This is a genomic window from Streptomyces sp. NPDC043870 (assembly GCF_056435785.1).
Genome location: NZ_JBWKDT010000007.1, coordinates 65662 through 85682 on the forward strand (window position 1 = coordinate 65662; position 20021 = coordinate 85682).

The window sequence follows — 20021 nt, forward strand, 5'->3', positions numbered from 1 at the left end:
GACCGGACACAGGGCCGGACGCAGGACCGGACACAGGGCCGGACACAGGACCGGACACAGGGCCGGACGCAGGACCGGTCGCAGGACTGGACGCAGGCCAAGGCTCAGGACGAGACTCCAGGACAGGACTCAGGACTAGACCAACCCAATTGGGGCGAAACAACCGGTGAACCCGGGGTATACCCGGATTCAGCACCCCTGGTGCGTCACACAGCACGATCCGCATTCCTATGATGGGCGCACGACACCGAGGACCTCCCCGACCAGGACGGTCCGATGGTGCAGGGCGGCACGACGGTGGTGGAGGGGTCGATGACACAGGGGGCCGGTCAGGGACCCGTGGAGCGGACGGCGACGTTGCGTGACTTCCGCGTGCCCCCGTACGCACAGGTTCCCGTGCAGTCGCAGGTCCCCGTGCAGCCACAGGCCCCGGTGCAGCCGCAGGCCCCCGTGCACCCACAGGCCCCGGTGCAGCCGCATGCCCAGCCCCCGTCCCCGGCCCACGCCCAGGTGCCCCCGCACCCCGGCAACGCGTTCCCGGACGACGAGCCGCCCGAGGGCTACACCCCCACCGAGCGCGACCTGCCGGTGATCAACCGCGGCGACACCGTCCAGGTGACCGTCACCCCCGACGAAGCGCCCGCGCCCGCATCCGATGGGCTCGGTCCGCTCTACGTCGTCGGTGACGTCCACGGCTATCTCGACGAACTCGTCGCCGCGCTCGCCGAGCAGGGCCTCATCGACGCCGAAGGCCACTGGTCCGCCGGGAACGCCCGGCTGTGGTTCCTCGGCGACTTCACCGACCGCGGCCCCGACGGCATCGGCGTCATCGACCTCGTCATGCGGCTCTCCGCGGAGGCCGCTGCGGCCGGCGGCTACTGCAAGGCCCTGATGGGCAATCACGAACTGCTGCTCATCGGCGCCCGGCGGTTCGCCGACACCCCCGTCAACTCCGGTGCGGGAACCGCCACCTTCCAGGCGGCCTGGCTGCTCAACGGCGGCCAGAAGAGCGACATGGACCGCCTCCAGGACGTCCATCTGCAGTGGATGGCCCGACTGGACGCGGTGGTCGAGGAGGACGGGCATCTGCTGATGCACTCCGACACGACCGCCTACCTCGAGTACGGCACCACGATCACGGACGTCAACGACAACGTCCACGAGATCCTCAACCGGAACGACCCCGACGAATGCTGGGACCTCTTCCGCAAGTTCACCAAGCGCTTCGCCTTCCGTGACGACGACGGCCCGCAGGCCGTGCGCGAGCTCCTCGACGCCTACGGCGGCACTCGCATCATCCATGGCCACAGCCCGATTCCGTATCTGCTGGGAGTAGTCGGCACGGAGGACGCGGCGGACGGTGAGGAGAGCTCCGGCCCGGTCGTCGAGGGCCCGCACGTGTACGCGGACGGACTCGCCGTCGCCATGGACGGCGGAGTGACCATGGCCGGAAAGCTGCTCGTCGCGCAGCTTCCTCTGCATAACTGAACGAATCCGGGGCAGGCGATTTCCGGAAACCCCCTGTCACCCCGTGCCTTAACCGCTCTACCATCGGCTTATCCGTAGCAGGCTCTCCTCCGTTTCCGCCCAACTGCCCCACCCACGTGGGCAAACCGGCCCTACGGAGCATCGGGGGATGCACATGAACAGCGCTCCGCACCTGCTGACCGAGGATCGCGCCGAGTACGAGCGCATCCTCGACGACGCGCTGCGCAACGCGCACGACCGTCCGGATCTCACCGCCGTCGGGGAGCGGCTCAACACGGAACAGCTTCGTACGATGGCGCTCAACGCCATCGCACTGATAACCGCTTCGGCCGCCGCCGAGTACGAGTACTTCGTGAAGGTCCGCGAGGAGAAGCGCTCACCCGCCGGCGCGTCCGTACGCCGTTCGGAGCCGGGCCCCGCAGTCGGCGACGCCACCGAATCCGGTGCCGGTTTCGGCGCCGTGCTCACCGTCCTCGCGCCGGTCCTGGCCGGCACCGCCGCGGTGATCTTTCTGTTCGTGGGCTATGTCCTGAAGATGCTCAGCCCTGAACCCGCCTTCGCGGAGACCCTGCTGACGGTGGGCTGGTTCTTCGGGGCGCTCACGGCCGCGGGGCTACTCGCCGCCGCGGTCGGCCTGCTGATCACGGCACTGCGCAATGGCGCCACCCAGCTGCCCGCCGAGGACGCGGGCGGCGAACTTCCCGACGAGGTGGCACGTGCCAAGGAGGCCTGGCGGCACGCGCTGCTGGAGCGTGGCGTCATTCCGTTCCTGCGGGCGGCCCTGGCCGACCCCAGCGCCGATCCCGCGTCGCCCGCACCACCGCGCAGCGTGAACCGGATCCCCAAGGTCGGCTACAGCGGACCCGACTTCTCCAGCCCGAGCGAGGGCTCGTCGGCCGGCTCCCGGCCGACGTTCACGAGCCCGGACTTCACGAGCCCGGACTTCGGCCCTCCGGAGCATCAGCCGGAGTAGCCCCCGGGCAGCACCCGCGCAGTCCCGGTCGGTCCCGGTCGGTCCCGGTCAGTGGACCGCTCGGCTGCGCAGCTGCCCGGGAGTGGTACCCAGCCGTTCGCGCAGGAGCGAGGCGAGTGTCGCTGCGTTCTCATAGCCCACGCGGCGCGCCACCACGTCGGTCGGCAGATCCGTGGTGCGCAGCAGATGCGTCGCCTGTTCGAGCCGGATCTGCTGGGCGAACCGCAACGGCGAGATGCCCAGCACCCGGTCCAGCGCCCGCTGCAGGGTGCGTTCGCTCGCGCCGACCGCCCGGGCCGCGTCCGCGATGCGCAGGGGACGGTCGATGTGCTCGCGCACCCAGCGTTCGTACGCGCTGACCGTCGGGTCCGTACGGGCGAGATGACCGGGTATGGCGTAGCTCGCCTGCGTGGGGCGGCTGTCGACCACGAGGTAGCGGGCGGTGAGGTCGGCGAGGGCCGGGCTGCTCTCCCGCACGAGGCAGAGCGCGAGGTCGAGGTGGGCCATGGCGGCGCCGGCCGTCGTGACACCTTCCGCGTGGGTGACCATGCGGGTCTCGTCCAGGGCCACGCGGGGGTAGCGCTGCCGGAAGGGAGGCGCCAGCCACCAGCTCGTGGTGGCAGGCAGGCCGTCCAGCACCCCGCTCTCGGCGAGCATCCACGTCCCCGTGCACGCGGCCGCCAGGCGCAGCCTGTCGGCGCGCGCCTGCCGCACCTCGTCGCGCACAGGCTGCTGCCCGGGAGCGCCCACCCACTCCGTGAGCGGCCCCGGCCGCTTGAACCCGACACCTGGCACGACCAGCACATCCGGCGCCCCCGCCGCCGCGGGCGTGGCCGCCTCCACCAGGTGCCCGGCGGCCGTACGAACCGCTCCCCGCGGGCCGACGCACGTCACCTGCCAAGGTGGGGGCGGCTCGGCCAGTTCGTCGCGCAGTTCATTGGCTGTCTGGAGGACATCGAGCACCGAGGCGAGCCCGGAGTCGAAGACTCCGTCAAAGACCAGCACCGAGATCTTCATGTCGGAAACGGTAAAGGACGTGTCGGATCCGCCACTGGGAGGGGGTTACGGTGGCCCCATACGTTGATCACACCGGCCGGAACCCGACCACTGACCACCGACCACCGATGACCGACGATCGACGGAGATCCCGATGACCAACGACACCACCCGCCTCGGCCTGCTCGCCCGTATCGAGGCCAAGCCTGAGCACGCCCAGGAGATCCAGGACCTGCTCACCGGCGCGGTCGCCCTCGCCGAACAGGAGGCCGGCACCACCGTCTGGTTCGCCCTGCGTCTGGGCCCCACCTCGTTCGGTGTCTTCGACGCCTTCAGCAGCGACGAGGCCCGCCGCGCCCACCTCGAAGGAAAGATCGCTGCCGCCCTCGTCGACGCGACCCCGCTCCTCACGGAAGCTCCGGACATCCGCCCGGTGGACGTACTCGCCGCGAAGCTCCCCACTGTCTGACACATACACACACCCACACGGACACCCGGGCGCTGCCGCGGAGGTTCCCCGGCCAGGCCCCGTCCGTTCCGGACGGGGCCTGGCCGGGTTCTCAGAAACGGGAGTACTGGCGCCCACCGACAGCGGCCGGACCGAGGGGGCGGACGGACCGGATCAGTCGGCCAGCGGGAGATACACGCGGTTGCCGGCCGCGGCGAACTCGGCGGACTTCTCCGCCATGCCCGCCTCGATCTCGTCCGGCTTCAGGTCGCCGCCGTGCTCGCGCCGGATGTCCTGGGAGATCTTCATCGAGCAGAACTTCGGACCGCACATCGAACAGAAATGCGCGGTCTTCGCCGGCTCCGCGGGCAGTGTCTCGTCGTGGAACTCTCGTGCCGTGTCCGGGTCCAGGGCCAGGTTGAACTGGTCCTCCCAGCGGAACTCGAAGCGCGCGTCGGAGAGGGCATCGTCCCACTCCTGCGCGCCCGGGTGCCCCTTGGCGAGATCCGCGGCATGAGCCGCGATCTTGTAAGTGATGACGCCGGTCTTGACGTCATCCCGGTTCGGCAGGCCCAGGTGCTCCTTGGGCGTGACGTAGCAGAGCATCGCCGTGCCCCACCAGGCGATCATCGCGGCACCGATGCCGGAAGTGATGTGGTCGTACGCGGGTGCCACATCAGTCGTCAGGGGCCCCAGGGTGTAGAAGGGCGCCTCTTCGCAGATCTCCTGCTGAAGGTCGATGTTCTCCTTGATCTTGTGCATCGGGACATGTCCCGGGCCCTCGATCATCGTCTGTACGTTGTGACGCTTGGCGATCGTGTTGAGTTCCCCGAGGGTCCTCAACTCGGCGAACTGCGCGTCGTCGTTGGCGTCCGCGATCGACCCGGGCCGCAGGCCGTCGCCCAGCGAGTACGTCACGTCGTACGCGGCGAGGATCTCGCACAGCTCCTCGAAGTTCTCGTACAGGAACGACTCCTTGTGGTGCGCCAGGCACCACGCCGCCATGATCGAGCCGCCGCGCGAGACGATGCCGGTCTTGCGGCGGGCCGTGAGCGGTACGTACCGCAGCAGCACACCCGCGTGGACCGTCATGTAGTCGACGCCCTGTTCGGCCTGCTCGATGACAGTGTCCTTGTAGATCTCCCAGGTCAGCTCTTCGGCGCGACCGTCGACCTTCTCCAGTGCCTGGTAGAGCGGGACGGTGCCGATCGGCACGGGGGAGTTGCGCAGCACCCACTCGCGGGTGGTGTGGATGTTGCGGCCGGTGGAGAGGTCCATGACCGTGTCCGCGCCCCAGCGGGTCGCCCAGGTCATCTTCTCCACCTCCTCCTCGATGGAGGAGGTCACGGCGGAGTTGCCGATGTTGGCGTTGACCTTCACCAGGAACCGCTTGCCGATGATCATCGGCTCGATCTCCGGGTGGTTGACGTTCGCCGGCAGGACCGCGCGCCCCGCGGCGATCTCCTCCCGGACGACCTCGGGAGAGACGTTCTCCCGGATCGCCACGTACTCCATCTCCGGCGTGATCTCGCCACGGCGGGCGTACGCGAGCTGCGTCACTGCCTGTCCGCCGCGGCCCCGGCGGGGCTGGCGCGGCCGGCCGGGGAAGACCGCGTCGAGGTTGCGGAGCCCGCCGCGCGGCGAGGTGTGCTTGATCCCGTCGTCCTCGGGGCGGACCGGACGGCCCGCGTACTCCTCGGTGTCGCCGCGGCCGACGATCCAGTTCTCCCGCAGGGGCGGCAGCCCCCGGCGGACATCCGTCTCGACGTTCGGATCGGTGTACGGGCCGGACGTGTCGTACAGGGTCACGTCCTTGCCGTTGGTGAGGTGCACCTGGCGCACCGGCACCCGGATGTCGGGGCGTGAGCCCTCGACGTATCCCTTGTGCCAGCCCATGGACTTCCCGGCCTCCGTCGTGCTGTCCGTGCTGGAGGCAGGCGTGCGCGTGTCCGATGTGGTCATGAGACCTACTCCCTACGCCGGCATTACCCGGTAACAGGTTCGGCGGTCGGCGCAGCTGTCCCGTACGGATGTACGGAGGTCAGCGCCCTCTCAGCCCGGTGCTCCGAGCTCCCGCGTGTGCAAAGGTGCCACCACGCTAGCGCGCAATCTGGCGTGCTGAACAGTGGGCCCCGTCCGTTCTTGCGATGATCGGTCGGTGACTTCCTCCCAGCAGACGCCCGCACCGGATGGCCACGCGGACGGCCGGACGGCCGGACACGCCCACGCCCATACGCACAGTCACGGGCCCGCCGCGCCTGTTTCACGGCATTTGCGGCGCGTCATCGCCGCGGTGCTGATTCCTTTCGCCACCGCGGTGGTGGTCGGTCTCGTCGTTCTCTGGCCGGGCGGCGCACCAGGTCACGAGCGCACCGGCGTCGGCTTCGACCGCCAGACCGAAGAGGCGCGGGTGGTCAGGGTCTTGCAGGTCGCCTGCAAGGACGTCAACGTGGGACAAGTGCCGCCGACCGGGGACACCTCCACCCCTGAGGGGCGCGAAGCGGTCAACTCCCAGCAGGGGGTGTGCAAGAAAGCGACCGTCGAGATCACGACCGGTAAGGACAAGGGCCGTACGTTTGTCGAGATCGTTCAGCCGGACGCGCCACGCCAGCTGAAGGAGGGCCAGGGCGTGGTGGTGGCGTACGCCCCCGACGCCCCGCGCGATCTGCAGTACTCGGTGAGCGATGTGAACCGCGACTTCCCGATGGCGCTGCTCGCCGGGATCTTCGCGCTCGTGGTCGTCCTGGTCGGGCGGATGCGCGGCGTGATGGCGCTGATCGCGCTCGCGCTGAGCTTCGCCGTACTGACCCTGTTCATCCTGCCGGCGATTCTGCAGGGTTCGAATCCGCTGATCGTGGCCGTGGTGGGGGCGAGCGCGATCATGCTGCTGGCGCTCTACCTGTGCCATGGTCTGACCGCCCGCACCTCGGTCGCGGTGCTCGGCACGCTCATCTCATTGCTGTTGATCGGGCTGCTCGGCTCGGTATTCATCGGCTGGGCATCCCTGTCCGGCAACACCGACGACAACACGGGACTGATCCACGGGCTGTTTCCGAACATCGACATGTCGGGTCTGCTGCTGGCGGGCGTCATCATCGGCTCGCTCGGTGTGCTCGACGACGTGACGGTGACTCAGACCTCGGCTGTCTGGGAACTGCACCAGGCGGATCCGGCGATGGGCCCGCGCGGTCTGTACAAGGCAGGCATCCGGATCGGCCGTGACCACATCGCCTCGGTCGTCAATACGCTCGTACTCGCTTATGCGGGCGCGTCGTTGCCTCTGCTCCTGCTGTTCTCGATCGCGGAGTCGAGTGTGGGGATGGTGGCCACCAGCGAGCTGGTGGCGGAAGAGATCGTACGGACGCTGATCGGTTCGATCGGCCTGGTCGCCTCTGTTCCGGTGACCACGGCGCTGGCCGCTCTGGTCGTTTCCGCCGACCGGCCGGGGGGCACCGTGACGCGCGCGATGACCGGCGCGGTACGCAGCAAGGGCCGCCGTCGGCGGGCGAAGTAGCCGGAGCGCAGAACAGGGCCCGGCGCGCCATGCGCCGCACGGGCGGAGTGGCCCGCGGGCGAAGTAGCCGGAGTGCAGAGGGACCGGTGCGCCACGTGCCGGATCTCAGAACGACCGGGGCGCGAAGGAGCCGCCCTGCGGTGCCCTCGCCTCAGCCGGCGTTCTCCTCGGCGAGGATGCGCCCGAGCGCTGCCTCCAGGTGGTCGTCGAAGTCACCGAGCGTGCACTCCTGCCCCAGCGGGACCAGCTTGTCGGTCCGGTCGAGGAATGCCACCAAGGGCGCGACGCTCGCCCGGAACAGAGCACGGTCGCAGCCGACCTGGAGCCGGATACGTACGTCGGACAGCCCCTCGGGCTCGGTCGGCGCGATGTGCACATCGCCGTCCCCGCTGGGCCGGTTGATGCCGTCGAGCAGCAATTCCCGGCCGAACGCCCAGGTCACGGGAGCGTCGCCCGGCAGATGAAAGGTCATTCGCACCGCGTAGGGGTCTCTGGTCTCGTACCGGAGTTCCACCGGGATCCGGAAGGACAGTTCTTCCGACACCAGAAAGCTCATCAGTACCTCGGCCTGAACCGACTCGCGCATCGTGTTACCCCGCAGTGGATGAAGCAGTCGTGAAGACGGCCAGGAATGACCCCTCTAGGCCCTCTTGACGCCATCGTGCTGCACCTACTAGCAGATCACAAGGAGTGATTTTTCAGATACTGATAGAGAACGTGATGGAGCTGAGCAGACTTTCGATACCTCTGCGTAGTTGATCAACTGCGGGCAGCAATCTTTCTGCCTGGTGATGAGGGAGAGAAATCGCCATCGCTGCGGCCGTGGAACCGGCGGTGACCGGAATGGCCGCGCAGACCGTGCCGAGTGCATATTCCTGTCGCTCGACCACGGGTTGCATCTGACCCATCCCGACCAGCCGCTCCAGCAGAGTCCGCCGATCACGCACCGTATAGGGGGTGATCGCCTCCACCGGATGGCGATCAAGATGGTCCTTGCGGGCCTGTTCGTCGAGCTGGCTCAGCAGGCACTGGCCGAGTGCATGCGCGTGCCCTGTCTCGCGGATGTCGGCCGATTCATCGACGGCGGGTGAGTAGGGGGTGTCGGCGACCGCGACGAGTTCGATTTCGCCCTCGCGGTAGACGGCGAAGTAGATGGGTACGCCGATCGTGTCCCGCCAGTGCGTCATGGCGTCCTGGATCTTGCTGCGACGATTCTGCATCGCCCCGCCGAACGCCAGCCGCACCGCCGCCTCACCGAAGACGAACACACCCTTCTCGCGCCGCAGATAACCCTCGTGCGTCAGGGTCCGCAGCAGGTGGTAGGCGGTCGGAAGCGGCAGCCCCGCCTCACGCGCGAGCTGTTTGGCAGGGGCTCCGTCGGTATGGGAGGCCACGGCCTCCATGAGTCTCAACGCCCGCTGGACCGAGCCGATCAGGGTAGGCGCGGCGGTCGTCGTAGGCGCAGAGCTGGTAGCCGTAGCCGTGGCCAAAGGTCACCCCCAGGCATGGTGACGGGCGGCTCGCCCGCCCGCGGGGGCCGCCCCCGCGCGCCCGCCGTGCTCCTTGGGACATGAGGTGTTCCTGAGATCAATGACAGAAACAACACAGAAAGTCGCACAATCCGCTGTTCACGGTGATCGTCGACTCAGGATTCCCAAGGGACGGCGGAGGTTTTGCCACTCTAATGGCAGCCCCCGTTCGGCCGCGTGGTACAGCCTTCACCATTCCCCCGGGCGGGCTAACAGGCGTACGTACCTTTCGTACTCTCGTACTCCTTGTATCCCCGGCGGTCGCTACCAGTCGCTACGAGTCGCTACCAGTCGCTCTTCGAGGACGAGGACGACGTCATGAACTTCCGTACGACGTAGATCAGTCCACCGACGATCGCCACGAAGAGAAGGATCTTGAAGAGCAGCCAGACCAGAAAGCCGACGAAACTCGCGATCATCCCGCCGAAGACGACAATGGCGATCAAGGGGATTGCGATCCACTTCACCCACCAGGGCGTCCCCGTCAATATCTCCCGCACCGCCATCGTCCTTACCTCGCTTCTCTGAGTTGTCCTGGTTTCGATGCTAGAGGTGCGAGAGCAGTCTCCGGGGCCCCGGCGGCCCTTGAAGTCCCCTGAGCCGTCCCCTAGGGAAGCCGGGGGTTACCTGTCAGCTCTCGGGTGGAGAGAAGACGACCAGAACCCGCAGGTCCTCCGTGATGTGGTGGAACTTGTGGGCCACTCCGGCGGGGACGTAGACGACGCTCCCCCGCCCCACCTGCGTCGTTTCCATACCGACGGTGATCGAGGCCCGGCCGCTGACGACGAAGTAGACCTCGTCCTGACCGTGGGGCTGCTGCGGGTCGAGCTCGCCGGCGTCCAGTGCGTACAGTCCGACCGACATGTTCGGCTCGCGCAGGAACTGCAGATACGCACCGTCATTGGCGGCGCGCTCCGCCTCCAGCTCGTCCAGTCGGAATGCCTTCATGCCCGTCCGCCCCTGCCGTTGGTCCGATCGTGTCTGCCACGATCAGACACATGATGAATTTCGTAGTCAAGACGATCGCGAACGCCGGGGCCCTGCTCGTGGCGATCTGGCTGGTCCAGGACATCACGCTCACCGGTGACAGCACCGGGAAGAAGGCGCTGACGCTGGTCGTCGTCGCCCTCCTCTTCGGCCTGGTCAACTTCCTTGTGAAGCCCGTCGTGAAGCTGCTGACGCTGCCGCTCTTCATCCTCACGCTCGGGCTGATCACGCTGGTGGTCAACGCCCTGATGCTGCTGCTGACCTCCTGGCTCGCCGACAAACTGGGGCTGGACTTCCATGTCGAGGGCTTCTGGACCGCGGTGCTCGGCGGCCTGATCATCTCGATCGTGTCGTGGGCGCTCAACGTCGTACTCCCCGACGACAAGGGCTGAGCACCTGATGTCCTTCTCCGTCTGTTTCGTCTGTACCGGCAACATCTGCAGATCGCCGATGGCCGAGTCCGTCTTCCGCGCCCGCGTCGAGGAGGCCGGGCTCGGCGACCTCGTCGCGGTGGACAGCGCCGGCACGGGAGGCTGGCACGAGGGCCACGGCGCCGACCACCGCACCGTCGCCGTCCTGCGGGCGAACAGCTACGAGTCCGGCCATGTCGCGCGGCAGTTCCGCGCCTCGTGGTTCGCCCGACTCGACCTGGTGATCGCCCTGGACGAGGGACATCTGCACGAGCTGCGGCGGCTCGCCCCGACTGACGCGGACGCCGCGAAGGTGCGGCTGCTGCGCTCCTACGATCCTGCGGCCCGGGGCGAACTCGATGTCCCCGATCCGTACTACGGCGGCATGGACGGCTTCGAGGAGTGCCTGGAGATGGTGGAGGCGGCGAGCGAGGGGCTGCTCGCCGCGGTACGGCAGGCTGTTGAGGAGCGAGCGGCATGAGTGACGAGCCGAGCATGAGCGCCCAGCCCGACGTGGGTGACGGAACGAGGGCCGTACGGGCCGGGCTGCCGGAAGCCCGGAAGTACGAACCGACGCTGCCGGGGCCGGTCTTCGCGGCGCACTACCACCTGCCCGGTGAGCCGACGGGCCCGTACGTCTACGGGCGCGACTCCAACCCCACATGGACGCTGCTGGAGCAGGCCATCGGCGAGCTGGAGGCGCCGGGGGAGTCCGGCGTCGAGACGGTCGTCTTCGCCTCCGGGATGGCCGCGGTCTCGGCGGTGCTGCTGTCCCAGGTACGGGCGGGCGACGTGGTCGTCCTCCCGGACGACGGCTACCAGGCCCTGCCGCTGGTGCGCGAGCAGCTCGAGGCGTACGGAGTCGAGGTGCGCAGCGCGCCGACGAGGGGCGACGCACAGCTCGCCGTGCTCGACGGGGCGAAGCTGCTGTGGATCGAGACACCGTCCAACCCCGGGCTCGATGTGTGCGACGTACGCCGGCTCGCGGACGCAGCGCACGCGGGGGGCGCACTGGTCGCGGTCGACAACACGCTCGCGACCCCGCTCGGCCAGCGCCCGCTGGAGCTGGGCGCGGACTTCGCCGTGGCCAGCGGCACGAAGGGGCTGACCGGGCACGGCGATGTGCTGCTCGGCTACGTGGTCTGCCGGAACACCGCGCTCGCCGCGCGCGTACGGCACTGGCGCAAGGTCGTCGGCGCGATCCCGGGCCCGATGGAGGCCTGGCTGGCACATCGCTCGCTGGCCACGCTGCAGCTCCGGACCGACCGGCAGTGCGCGAACGCGCTCGCCCTCGCGCGGGCGCTGGCCGGCCGCGCCGAGGTGACCGGGCTGCGCCACCCGGGACTCCCCGACGATCCGTCGCACAAGGTCGCCACGGCCCAGATGCGCCGCTTCGGCTCAGTGGTCTCCTTCGAGCTGCCGGACCGCGCGCACGCGGAGCGCTTCCTGGCGCAGCTGCGCCTCGTCGACGACGCGACGAGCTTCGGCAGCGTCCGCTCCAGCGCCGAGCGCCGTGGCCGGTGGGGCGGCGACGCCGTGGCGGAGGGTTTCATCCGCTTGTCGGCGGGCGCGGAGGATCCGGACGATCTCGTGGCTGATGTGCTCCGCGCACTGGACACGGCCGTGGGCTGACATCGCCCGGCAGCGGTGAAGACGGCTGGGAAAGAAAGACGGACGGTCCGAGCCTCCCCCCTCATGGCTCGGACCGTCCCGGTCCCACGCGCGGGTGCCGACGCGGGCGCCTGCGCGGTTACCGGCGCGGCTGCCAGCGCTGTTCCACACGCGAAGAACCGCTCGAACAAGGCTAGTTGACTCTGCGTCAGTGTCCAATCACGCTAGCGACAGAGACCTATCGACTTATTTATAGTTGGACGATGGACCTGGCCCTGTTGCGCACATTCATCACGGTGCACCGGGCCGGCTCGTTCACCCGTGCCGCCGCGCTGCTCGGGCTCTCCCAGCCCGCGGTGACCAGCCAGATACGGACCCTGGAGCGGCAGCTGGGACGCCCGCTCTTCCTGCGTCAGGCGCGTGGAGTCACGCCCACGACCGTCGGCGACGAGCTCGCCCAACGGGCCGCCCCGCATCTCGACGCCCTCGTCGAGATCGCCGAGGCCGGACTGGACGAGGAGTCGGGGGTGCGGACGCTCCATCTCGCCGGTCCGCCCGAGTTCACCTCCGTACGCGCCCTTCCCGCGCTCACCCCGCTGATCTCACAGGGCCTCGCGCTGCGCACGTCCTTCGTGGGCAACGCCGACGAGACCCTGGAGGGACTGGCCGCCGGGCATCATGACCTGGCCATCGCGACGGCACGCCCGCGCGGCGGGCTGCTCACCTCGACTCCCCTCTGCGACGAGGAGCATGTCCTGGTCGCCTCACCGCGCTGGGCGGCACGGCTGGGTGCCGGTGTGCTGCTGCGCAAGGGCGCTGTCGTGCTGGAGCAGCTGCCCGTGGTGGAGGTGCATGAGTCCCTGCCGTTCGTCGCGCGCTACTGGGCCGCTGTCTTCGACAGCCGGCCGTCCGCCGCGGGCACCGTCATCGCGCCCGATCTGCGGGCGGTCCTGGAGTCCGCCGCCTCAGGCGCCGGGCTTGCCGTCCTGCCACGCTATTTGTGCGCCGACGCCCTGCAGAGCGGGCGCCTGGTGGCTCTGCTCGACCCTCCCGTCCCCCCACTGCGCACCTACTTCCTCGTCGTCCGCACCGGAACGCTCGCACTCCCGCACATCGCGCGTGCGCACGAAGCGCTGCTGCGCGCCGCGGTCGCCTGGTGACGGCGGGCGACGACAGGCGAACGGCAAGGCGGACGGGAGTTTCAGAACGGGTGGCGTGGGCCACTCTCTTGCCATGACCGGCAGCAATTCCCTTGCGGGGACGACCCCCCTGCCCCCGAGGCCAGTGGTCAAGCGCACCGCACGTGCCATCCTGCTCGACGGTGATGACCTCATCCTCATCAAGCGCACCAAGCCCGGCGTCGATCCGTACTGGCTCACCCCCGGCGGCGGGGTCGAACCGGAGGACGCGACCGTCGTCGACGCCCTGCACCGCGAAGTCGACGAGGAACTCGGCGCCAAGATCACCGACGTGGTGCCCTGCTTCGTCGACACCGTCGAGCACATCGTGGACGGCGGAGTCTCGGGCGTGAAAGTCCAGCACTTCTTCGTCTGCCGGCTCGCATCGATGGACGAATCGCTGCGCCATGGCCCCGAGGTGGACGAGCCCTGCGGCGAGTACGAGATCGTCCGCGTGCCCTTCAGCCGCGTTGGGATCGCCGCGGTCCATCTCGTACCGCTCTCGCTGCGGCACTATCTCGACGGCAATATCGAGGGTGTGCGCGCCATGCACGCGCCTGACCTGGGCTGATTCCTGGCTGCTCGGCCGCTGCTGAACCCGGTACGGCACGGTCCGGTGCGACTCGCTCCGCTACGGCACGGTCCGGTGCGACTCGCTCCGCTAGGGCTCAGTCCGCCGCGGCGACGAGCTCCTCAAGAGAGTCGTGGCGGATGCGCTCGAACGGGATACCGACGTTCCTGAGCGCGTCCACGCCGCTGCGGATCATCCCGACCGGGCCGGAGAGATACGCGTCGTACTCGTTCCACGGACCGTACTCGCGTACGGCGTCGGGCAACTGTGCCTTGCCGTCGACAACCGGCCGCACCTGGAGCCACGGATGGCTCTGCTGAAGCCGCAGCATCGTGTCGATGTCGTAGAGGTCGTGGCCGCTGCGCGCCCCGTAGAACACCTCCACCGGACGGCGCTCGCCGTGCTCGGCGACATCTTCGACCAGCGCCTTGATCGGGGCGATCCCCGTGCCGCCGCCCAGACACAGCAGACCGTTGTTGGTGGTGTGATCGACGGTCATCGAACCCGCGGGCGGGCCGAGCCGGAACACGTCGCCGGGCCGGGCGTGGTGGACCAGCGCGTTGGAAACCCAGCCCGCCGGGACGGCCTTCACATGGAACGACAGCAGCCCGTCGGAGCGCGGCGCCCCCGCGAAGGAGTAGTGGCGCCAGATCCGCGGCCACCACGGGGTCTCCAGGCTCGTGTACTGACCGGCCAGGAAGGGGTAGGGCTGGTCCGGGCGGACGGTGATGACCGCGATGTCCGGGGTTCTGAGATCGTGCGAGACCACCTCGGCGTGCCACCAGGCGGGCGCGAGCCGCTCGTTCGCCGCCGCCGCGTCGATCATGACCTGGGAGATCGTCGTGTACGTACGGACCCAGGCGGCCTCGGTCTCGTCGTCCCAGGTCGTGGTGGCGTAACGGGTCAGCGCGCCGATGAGGGCCTCGCCGACGGCCGGGTAGTGCGCGGGCTGGGTGCCGTATTTGCGGTGACCCCGTCCCAGATGCTGGAGGTAGTCGACGAGCACGGCGGTGTTGTCCATGTGCTCGGCGGCGGTGAGCAGCGCCTTGAGGAGACGGTCCCGCTGCGTGTCCATCGCGGCGGGGAAGAGGGACCGCAGGTCGGGGTGGCGGACGAACAGCAGGGCGTAGAAGTACGAGGTGACCTTGTCGGCGACGGGCGCGATCTCCGCCATGGTCCGCCGGATGCGGATCGCGTCGGGCGAGGCATTGTCGTCGCGGACGCCGGAGAGCGGATCGGGGGCGGGCTGAGCAGCCTCGGCACCAGGTGCGGAGCCGTGGTGCGGAGCGTGCGGCTCAGAGGCACGGTACTCGGACGCGGCCTGGGGCACCGCCTGCGGCACCTCCTGGGGTACGGCCTGGGGCGCGGGGGTCCCAGGAGGCTGCGGCGCGGTCCGCGCCGGAGGGACCGTGGACCCGCGGGCCGTTGTCCCGGAGGCCCGGTCCGCCCCGGTGCCGACCGGACGTATGGAGGCGACGGGCCGGCTCGGGGTCGCGATTCGCCCCTCGCCCGCTTCGCCCGGCGCAGCCGTGGGGCCCTCGTCAGCCCCGGGAGCCGGCCGGCCCGCGGCAGACCGCTTACGAGGTGTGAACCAGCCTTCTCCGCCGTTCGCACCGTTCTCGCCGGAGGTGCCGTTGTCGGCCGACGTGGTGGTCGGAGCGTCCATTGTGTGCCTCGCCTCGAACATCTCTCGGTCGGTCTGCGCACTTCCGTTGGTCCGGAACGTGCCCTCAATTCCCCGCTCTGCCTCAGGACTCCTGCCCGCCCACATTAGCCTTCGCGATTTCGAGAATCAGGACGAGCGGGACCGGATTGCCTCAATGCCCGCAGCACTCGTCGTCGCAGCATGCCAGGTGGCACCTCCGCATCGGACAAACAGCGGAAAGTCCGGGTATCCATACCCGTTTTCCCGTTAGGCTGCATCGCCCCCATGTCCGTAAGCGCGGCCGGGTCTCGGGCCTGCAGGGCATGCCCCACGCCCGAACTATCAAAGGAATCGGACCAGTTCGTAGGCCTCCCGCAGATCTCTCCCCGTATAGGCGTGTGTGGAGAGCCCGGACAGATGATGGTCCGCATTCACCGCCACCGCAACGGGCACCGCGGCGAAGATCTGCGCGTCGGACATCGAATCACCGTAGGCAACGCAGTCGTCCAGCTCAAGCTCGAACGCTGCACAGAGCTGGTTTGCGATCTTCACCTTGGCCGTCGCATCAAGAATGCCGGACCGGTCGACCGGCTCGCTGAACGGAACCGACGGCCAACGTGAACCATGGGTGGCGTGCGCACCCCATGCCAGCAATCTCTCGACGAAGAAATCGGGCGACAGGGAGATCACGGCGCAGTAGTCCCCACGCGTCCGGATATCGCCCCACACCTCACGGATTCCCTCCATCCAGGGTGCCTCGTCGAATGCCGCGGTCAGCTGCTCCGGAGTGAGCGCGGCCCAGAGTTCCCGGGCACGTACAGCGAACTCGTCCGGCGGTAGTCCGCGCAGTACGAAGTCACGCTCCAACTCGGCGATCTCCTGGGAGAGCCCAAGTCGGCGCGAGATCTCCAAGGCGGCCGCCGAGCCGCGGATCAGCGTTCCGTCGAGGTCGAAGAGGTGCAGTCTCGCCATGTACGCCGAGGCTAGTACGCCCGGTTACTCCCGCCGTCAGACGCGGAAGAGACCGTCTCCCCGGCACGGTGTTTCACGTGAAACCACTGAAGCGCCCCGCTCGCCGGGCCATCCTCGTCGTCCACGTCTCCGCGTCCGCGGGCTGGCTCGGGCTCTCCCTCGGGCTGCTCGGACTGAGTGTCGCCGCGGTCGCCTCCGGATCTCCCGCCGTCGCCGAAGCTTCGTACCGCTCCATGGCCGTCTTCGCGAACTGGCTGATGATCCCCGTCGCTCTGCTCACCCTCGGCAGCGGCCTGGTGCTCTCGCTGGGCACACCATGGGGTCTGGCCCGCTATCGCTGGGTCTGGACCAAGTTCTGGCTGACGCTGCTCACGACCGCACTGACGACGTTCTCGCTCCGGCCGGGTGTGAACGCCGCAGCGCAGGAGGCTGCGGCAGGTCTCCCCGTGGCGGACCCGTCCGGTCTGCTCGCCGCCCCGATCGTCTCCCTCTCCACCTACCTCTTCATGACCGCGATCTCGGTCCTCAAGCCCTGGGGAATGACGCAGCGCGGACGCCGCCTCCGGGTCTCGGCCACTTCCGGTAAAGCGCTGGACGGGCGATCTCTGCGTCCGACAGCCTGACCTTCATGTCAACACCGTTCAGCGAGTTCGCCATCCGGCGTCTGACCCCGGCAGACCTGTTTTCCTGCGCCGATCTCTCCGAGGACCGCGGCTGGCCGCGCGAGGAGCACAAATGGGGCCTGCTGCTCGCGGCAGGAACGGGATACGGCATCGACGACCCCTCGGGCAAGGGCCTCGTCAGCGCTTGCGTGGTGACCTCGTACGGTCCGGGCCCTTCCCCTGGCAAGGGCCCTGTCCGCCCTGTCCATGGGCAGAGTCCGGCCAACGGCCAGGGGCTCGCCGCCATCGGGATGGTCCTCGTGGCCGAGCGGTATGCCCGGCGTGGCATCGGGCGACGTCTCATGCAGCATGTGGTGGCCGAGGCCGCAGAGACCCCGCTCACCCTGCATGCCACGCCGAACGGACAGCCGCTGTACGAAGAACTGGGCTTCACCGTCGTCGGTCGCGCCGAGATGGTTCGCGGCCACTTCCGCCCCTCCGGCCCTGCTCCTCGGGCCACGACCCGCCCCGCGACCGCGGAAGACCTCCCGGCGATCCTCCGCCTCGACGCCGACGTCTTCGGCCAGGACCGCACGCACATGATCACGCGCCTCCCGGCATTCGCCGACCAGTTGAGGGTCGCGGAGGCCGACGGTGTCCTCACGGGCTACGCGGCCGCCTGGCCCAACATGGAGACCCATGTCATCGGCCCCCTCATCGCCCGCGACACGGACACGGCGAAGTCCCTGATCGTCTCTCTGGCCAACGCGACGGACCGTCCCCTGCGTACCGACATCGACGTACGCCACGAGGAACTGCTCACGTGGGTGAAGGCGAGCGGCCTGAGCCCGATCGCGTTCAACGCCGTCATGACCCACGGCATCCCCGTCCTTCCGGGCGACTGGACCCGCCGCTTTGCTCCTTTGACGGTCGCGGCGGGCTGAGCGCGTCCGCGCCAGGGCCGGTCGTACGCCCATAGGTCCTGTCCCGCCTGATCGACCGACACCGCCTAGGCGAGGGCCTCCAGCGCCGCGACCGCGAAGCCGTGGTCCTGCTGCGGTGCGCCGCCTCCCACGCCGATCGCGCCGATGACGCGGCCGTCGCGGTGGACCGGTACGCCGCCCGCGATGAAGAGGAGCGGGCGGTCCAGAGCCGCATCGGTGGGGATGAGTGGCCTGGGCGCTGGGGCTCAGTGACGCGCGGCGGAGACGGACACGGGCTCTGTCGCCGCACCGGCGGCCACGACCCGGCTCCCGCGGCGGACGGAAGCGCGCTCCAGGGCGGCCGAGAGGACAGCGAGCCCGAGCGCAGAGGCGGCGAGCAGGGCCCCGACCCAGTTCGGGGCGGTGAAGCCGAGGCCGGCCGCGATGACGATCCCGCCGAGCCAGGCAGAAAGCGCATTGCCCAGGTTGAAGGCGCCGATGTTGACGGCCGAGGCCAGCGTCGGAGCACCCGACGCCTGGTCGAGGACCCGCTTCTGCAGCGGCGGCACAGTGGCGAAGCCGAGCGCGCCGACGAGCACGATGGTGACGGCTGCCGCGATCTTGTTGTGCGCGGTGAACGTGAACAGTCCCAGTACGAGGGCGAGAGCGCCGAGCGAGACATACAGCAGCGGCATCAGCGCCCGGTCCGCGAACTTGCCGCCGACCAGGTTGCCGCCGACCATGCCCAGGCCGAACAGGACGAGCAGCCAGGTGACGGAGGAGTCGGCGAAGCCGGCGATCTCGGTCATCATCGGCGTGATGTAGGTGATCGCTGCGAAGACCCCGCCGAAGCCCAGCACGGTCATCGCCATGGCCAGCAGTACCTGCACATTGCGGAACGCGGCGAGTTCGTGGCGCAGCCGTACACCTTCGGGCCTGGGCTGCTCCGGCACCAGCTTCGCGACTCCGGCGAGCCCCAGCACGCCAAGCCCGGCGACGATGAAGAACGTGGCGCGCCAGCCGACGTTCTGCCCGATGAACGTGCCCAGCGGAACGCCGACGACGTTCGCGACGGTCAGCCCGGTGAACATCATGGCGATGGCGCCGGCTTTCTTCTCGGGGGCGACCAGGTCGGCCGCGACCACCGATCCGATGCCGAAGAACGCGCCATGGGCGAGCGAGGCCACCACACGGCCGGCGAGCATGACACCGAAGGCCGGAGCGACGGCGGACAGCAGATTGCCCGCGATGAACAGCCCCATCAGCAGCATCAGCATCCGCTTGCGGGAGACCTTGGTCCCGAGGACGGTCATCAGCGGTGCGCCGAGGACGACCCCGAGGGCGTACCCGGTCACCAGGTAGCCGGCGGTGGGGATGGAGACCTGGAAGTCATCGGCGACTTCTGGGAGCAGTCCCATGATCACGAACTCGGTGGTTCCGATACCGAATGCCCCGATGGCGAGTGCGAGGAGCGCGAGCGGCATGGGGTTGTTACCTTCCAGAAGATTGCGTCTGCACCTTACGGGCGTCCACAATAATTGCAGACGCCGACTAATTGCAAGCGCGGGCTATTGCATGGGTCGACTATCCTGGGCTCCAGCCACTCCAAGGCCCACTGCCCCGGCCCTCAAGGCGCTCCTCGCCGAAGGAGAGATCGATGACAGCGACTGACCCGGCACTCACCGCCCTCGCCCAGAGCTGGTGCGCCCTCTCCCTGCTGCACGGCAGGATCGAGGCCCATATCGAGCGGGCACTCCAGGCCAAGCACGATCTGAGCGTGCGCGAGTACTCGCTCCTCGATGTCCTGAGCCGTCAGCACAACGGACCGGGCGGCCATCTCCAGATGAAGCAGGTCGCCGACGCCGTCGTGCTCAGCCAGAGCGCCACGACCCGTCTGGTCACCCGGCTCGAGGACCGAGGGCTGCTCAGCCGCTATCTCTGCGACACCGACCGCCGCGGCATCTACGCCGATGTCACGGAGGCCGGCCTGAAGCTGCTCTCCGAGGCGCGGCCGACGAACGACAGCGCACTGCGCAGGGCGCTCGACGAGGCCGCGAAGAACCCCGAGCTGGCTCCCCTGGTCAGGACGGTCGAGGAGCTGAAGATCCCCACCGCAGGGGTACCGGCGTAGGCGCCGTACGCCTGCATTGCTACGGGCGGACCGTCGAAGCCGC

21 protein-coding genes and 1 pseudogene are annotated in these 20021 nt (G+C 68.9%); 12 read left to right on the forward strand and 10 right to left on the reverse strand.

Translation table 11 applies throughout. The features are described 5' to 3' along the window. The first annotated feature begins 312 nt into the window (after positions 1-312). On the forward strand, positions 313-1488 hold the full coding sequence (locus tag AC0699_RS11740; protein WP_478658709.1) for a metallophosphoesterase: 1176 nt from the start codon (positions 313-315) through the stop codon (positions 1486-1488). A 148-nt stretch (positions 1489-1636) separates the two neighbouring features. Next, the gene (locus AC0699_RS11745) at positions 1637-2461 is read left to right on the forward strand and encodes a hypothetical protein (protein ID WP_478658712.1); all 825 of its coding nucleotides are present in this window, start codon (positions 1637-1639) and stop codon (positions 2459-2461) included. A gap of 48 nt (positions 2462-2509) precedes the next feature. Here the strand turns inward: AC0699_RS11745 and AC0699_RS11750 are convergent, their stop codons facing one another. Then, positions 2510-3478 (reverse strand): GlxA family transcriptional regulator, encoded by a 969-nt coding sequence (locus AC0699_RS11750; protein ID WP_478658715.1) that lies wholly within the window; start codon positions 3476-3478, stop codon positions 2510-2512. Positions 3479-3611: 133 nt separating this feature from the next. Here AC0699_RS11750 and AC0699_RS11755 point away from each other — a divergent pair, with 133 nt between their 5' ends. Next, positions 3612-3926 carry a putative quinol monooxygenase gene (locus tag AC0699_RS11755; RefSeq protein ID WP_478658717.1) on the forward strand — a complete coding sequence of 105 codons (315 nt, stop codon included), beginning with the start codon at positions 3612-3614 and terminating at the stop codon, positions 3924-3926. Between the two features lie 153 nt (positions 3927-4079). Here the strand turns inward: AC0699_RS11755 and thiC are convergent, their stop codons facing one another. After that, complete coding sequence (gene thiC / locus AC0699_RS11760; RefSeq protein WP_478658719.1) at positions 4080-5867, reverse strand: phosphomethylpyrimidine synthase ThiC; 1788 nt, start codon at positions 5865-5867, stop codon at positions 4080-4082. 196 nt (positions 5868-6063) lie between these two features. Between thiC and AC0699_RS11765 the strand changes: the two genes are divergently transcribed. Further along, complete coding sequence (locus tag AC0699_RS11765; RefSeq protein WP_478658721.1) at positions 6064-7419, forward strand: YibE/F family protein; 1356 nt, start codon at positions 6064-6066, stop codon at positions 7417-7419. Positions 7420-7570: 151 nt separating this feature from the next. Here AC0699_RS11765 and AC0699_RS11770 read toward each other — a convergent pair whose 3' ends face one another. The 4 genes from AC0699_RS11770 to AC0699_RS11785 all read right to left on the reverse strand — a co-directional run bounded on the left by AC0699_RS11770 (position 7571) and on the right by AC0699_RS11785 (position 9896). Then, a complete protein-coding gene (locus AC0699_RS11770) occupies positions 7571-8005 on the reverse strand; it encodes an SsgA family sporulation/cell division regulator (protein WP_478658724.1) in 435 nt (144 codons plus the stop codon). A gap of 112 nt (positions 8006-8117) precedes the next feature. Next, on the reverse strand, positions 8118-8822 hold the full coding sequence (locus AC0699_RS11775) for an IclR family transcriptional regulator (protein ID WP_478658726.1): 705 nt from the start codon (positions 8820-8822) through the stop codon (positions 8118-8120). Positions 8823-9232: 410 nt separating this feature from the next. After that, entirely contained in the window at positions 9233-9448 is a 216-nt protein-coding gene (locus tag AC0699_RS11780) for a DUF5326 family protein (RefSeq protein WP_478658729.1), read from the reverse strand. Between the two features lie 130 nt (positions 9449-9578). Beyond that, positions 9579-9896 carry a cupin domain-containing protein gene (locus AC0699_RS11785; protein WP_453657747.1) on the reverse strand — a complete coding sequence of 106 codons (318 nt, stop codon included), beginning with the start codon at positions 9894-9896 and terminating at the stop codon, positions 9579-9581. Positions 9897-9946: 50 nt separating this feature from the next. Here AC0699_RS11785 and AC0699_RS11790 point away from each other — a divergent pair, with 50 nt between their 5' ends. From AC0699_RS11790 to AC0699_RS11810, 5 genes are all read left to right on the forward strand, one after another. Then, positions 9947-10327 (forward strand): phage holin family protein, encoded by a 381-nt coding sequence (locus tag AC0699_RS11790; RefSeq protein WP_469768124.1) that lies wholly within the window; start codon positions 9947-9949, stop codon positions 10325-10327. A gap of 7 nt (positions 10328-10334) precedes the next feature. Beyond that, positions 10335-10826, forward strand: a complete 492-nt coding sequence (locus AC0699_RS11795) for a low molecular weight protein-tyrosine-phosphatase (RefSeq protein ID WP_478658734.1) — start codon at positions 10335-10337, stop codon at positions 10824-10826. Beyond that, on the forward strand, positions 10823-11977 hold the full coding sequence (locus AC0699_RS11800; RefSeq protein WP_478658737.1) for a cystathionine gamma-lyase: 1155 nt from the start codon (positions 10823-10825) through the stop codon (positions 11975-11977). Before AC0699_RS11795 ends, AC0699_RS11800 begins: the two co-directional genes overlap by 4 nt. A gap of 242 nt (positions 11978-12219) precedes the next feature. Further along, on the forward strand, positions 12220-13116 hold the full coding sequence (locus AC0699_RS11805) for a LysR family transcriptional regulator (protein ID WP_478658740.1): 897 nt from the start codon (positions 12220-12222) through the stop codon (positions 13114-13116). A gap of 109 nt (positions 13117-13225) precedes the next feature. Beyond that, entirely contained in the window at positions 13226-13705 is a 480-nt protein-coding gene (locus AC0699_RS11810; protein WP_453657769.1) for an NUDIX domain-containing protein, read from the forward strand. A gap of 97 nt (positions 13706-13802) precedes the next feature. Here AC0699_RS11810 and AC0699_RS11815 read toward each other — a convergent pair whose 3' ends face one another. Together AC0699_RS11815 and AC0699_RS11820 are read right to left on the reverse strand one after the other, a co-directional pair. Beyond that, on the reverse strand, positions 13803-15371 hold the full coding sequence (locus AC0699_RS11815) for a globin domain-containing protein (RefSeq protein ID WP_478658742.1): 1569 nt from the start codon (positions 15369-15371) through the stop codon (positions 13803-13805). Positions 15372-15692: 321 nt separating this feature from the next. Next, positions 15693-16322, reverse strand: a complete 630-nt coding sequence (locus AC0699_RS11820) for an HAD family hydrolase (protein WP_478658745.1) — start codon at positions 16320-16322, stop codon at positions 15693-15695. Between the two features lie 77 nt (positions 16323-16399). Between AC0699_RS11820 and AC0699_RS11825 the strand changes: the two genes are divergently transcribed. Together AC0699_RS11825 and AC0699_RS11830 are read left to right on the forward strand one after the other, a co-directional pair. Next, positions 16400-16945: a DUF2269 domain-containing protein gene (locus AC0699_RS11825; RefSeq protein ID WP_478658747.1), complete on the forward strand. Its 546-nt coding sequence runs from the start codon at positions 16400-16402 to the stop codon at positions 16943-16945. 5 nt (positions 16946-16950) lie between these two features. Beyond that, a complete protein-coding gene (locus tag AC0699_RS11830; protein WP_478658749.1) occupies positions 16951-17868 on the forward strand; it encodes a GNAT family N-acetyltransferase in 918 nt (305 codons plus the stop codon). Between the two features lie 65 nt (positions 17869-17933). Here the strand turns inward: AC0699_RS11830 and AC0699_RS11835 are convergent. Beyond that, positions 17934-18077 (reverse strand): annotated as a pseudogene (locus AC0699_RS11835) (heme-binding protein); the annotation flags it as partial. Between the two features lie 36 nt (positions 18078-18113). Further along, a complete protein-coding gene (locus AC0699_RS11840) occupies positions 18114-19331 on the reverse strand; it encodes an MFS transporter (protein WP_478658751.1) in 1218 nt (405 codons plus the stop codon). Between the two features lie 173 nt (positions 19332-19504). Here AC0699_RS11840 and AC0699_RS11845 point away from each other — a divergent pair, with 173 nt between their 5' ends. Beyond that, positions 19505-19978 carry a MarR family winged helix-turn-helix transcriptional regulator gene (locus AC0699_RS11845; protein WP_478658753.1) on the forward strand — a complete coding sequence of 158 codons (474 nt, stop codon included), beginning with the start codon at positions 19505-19507 and terminating at the stop codon, positions 19976-19978. Positions 19979-20021: the final 43 nt, after the last annotated feature.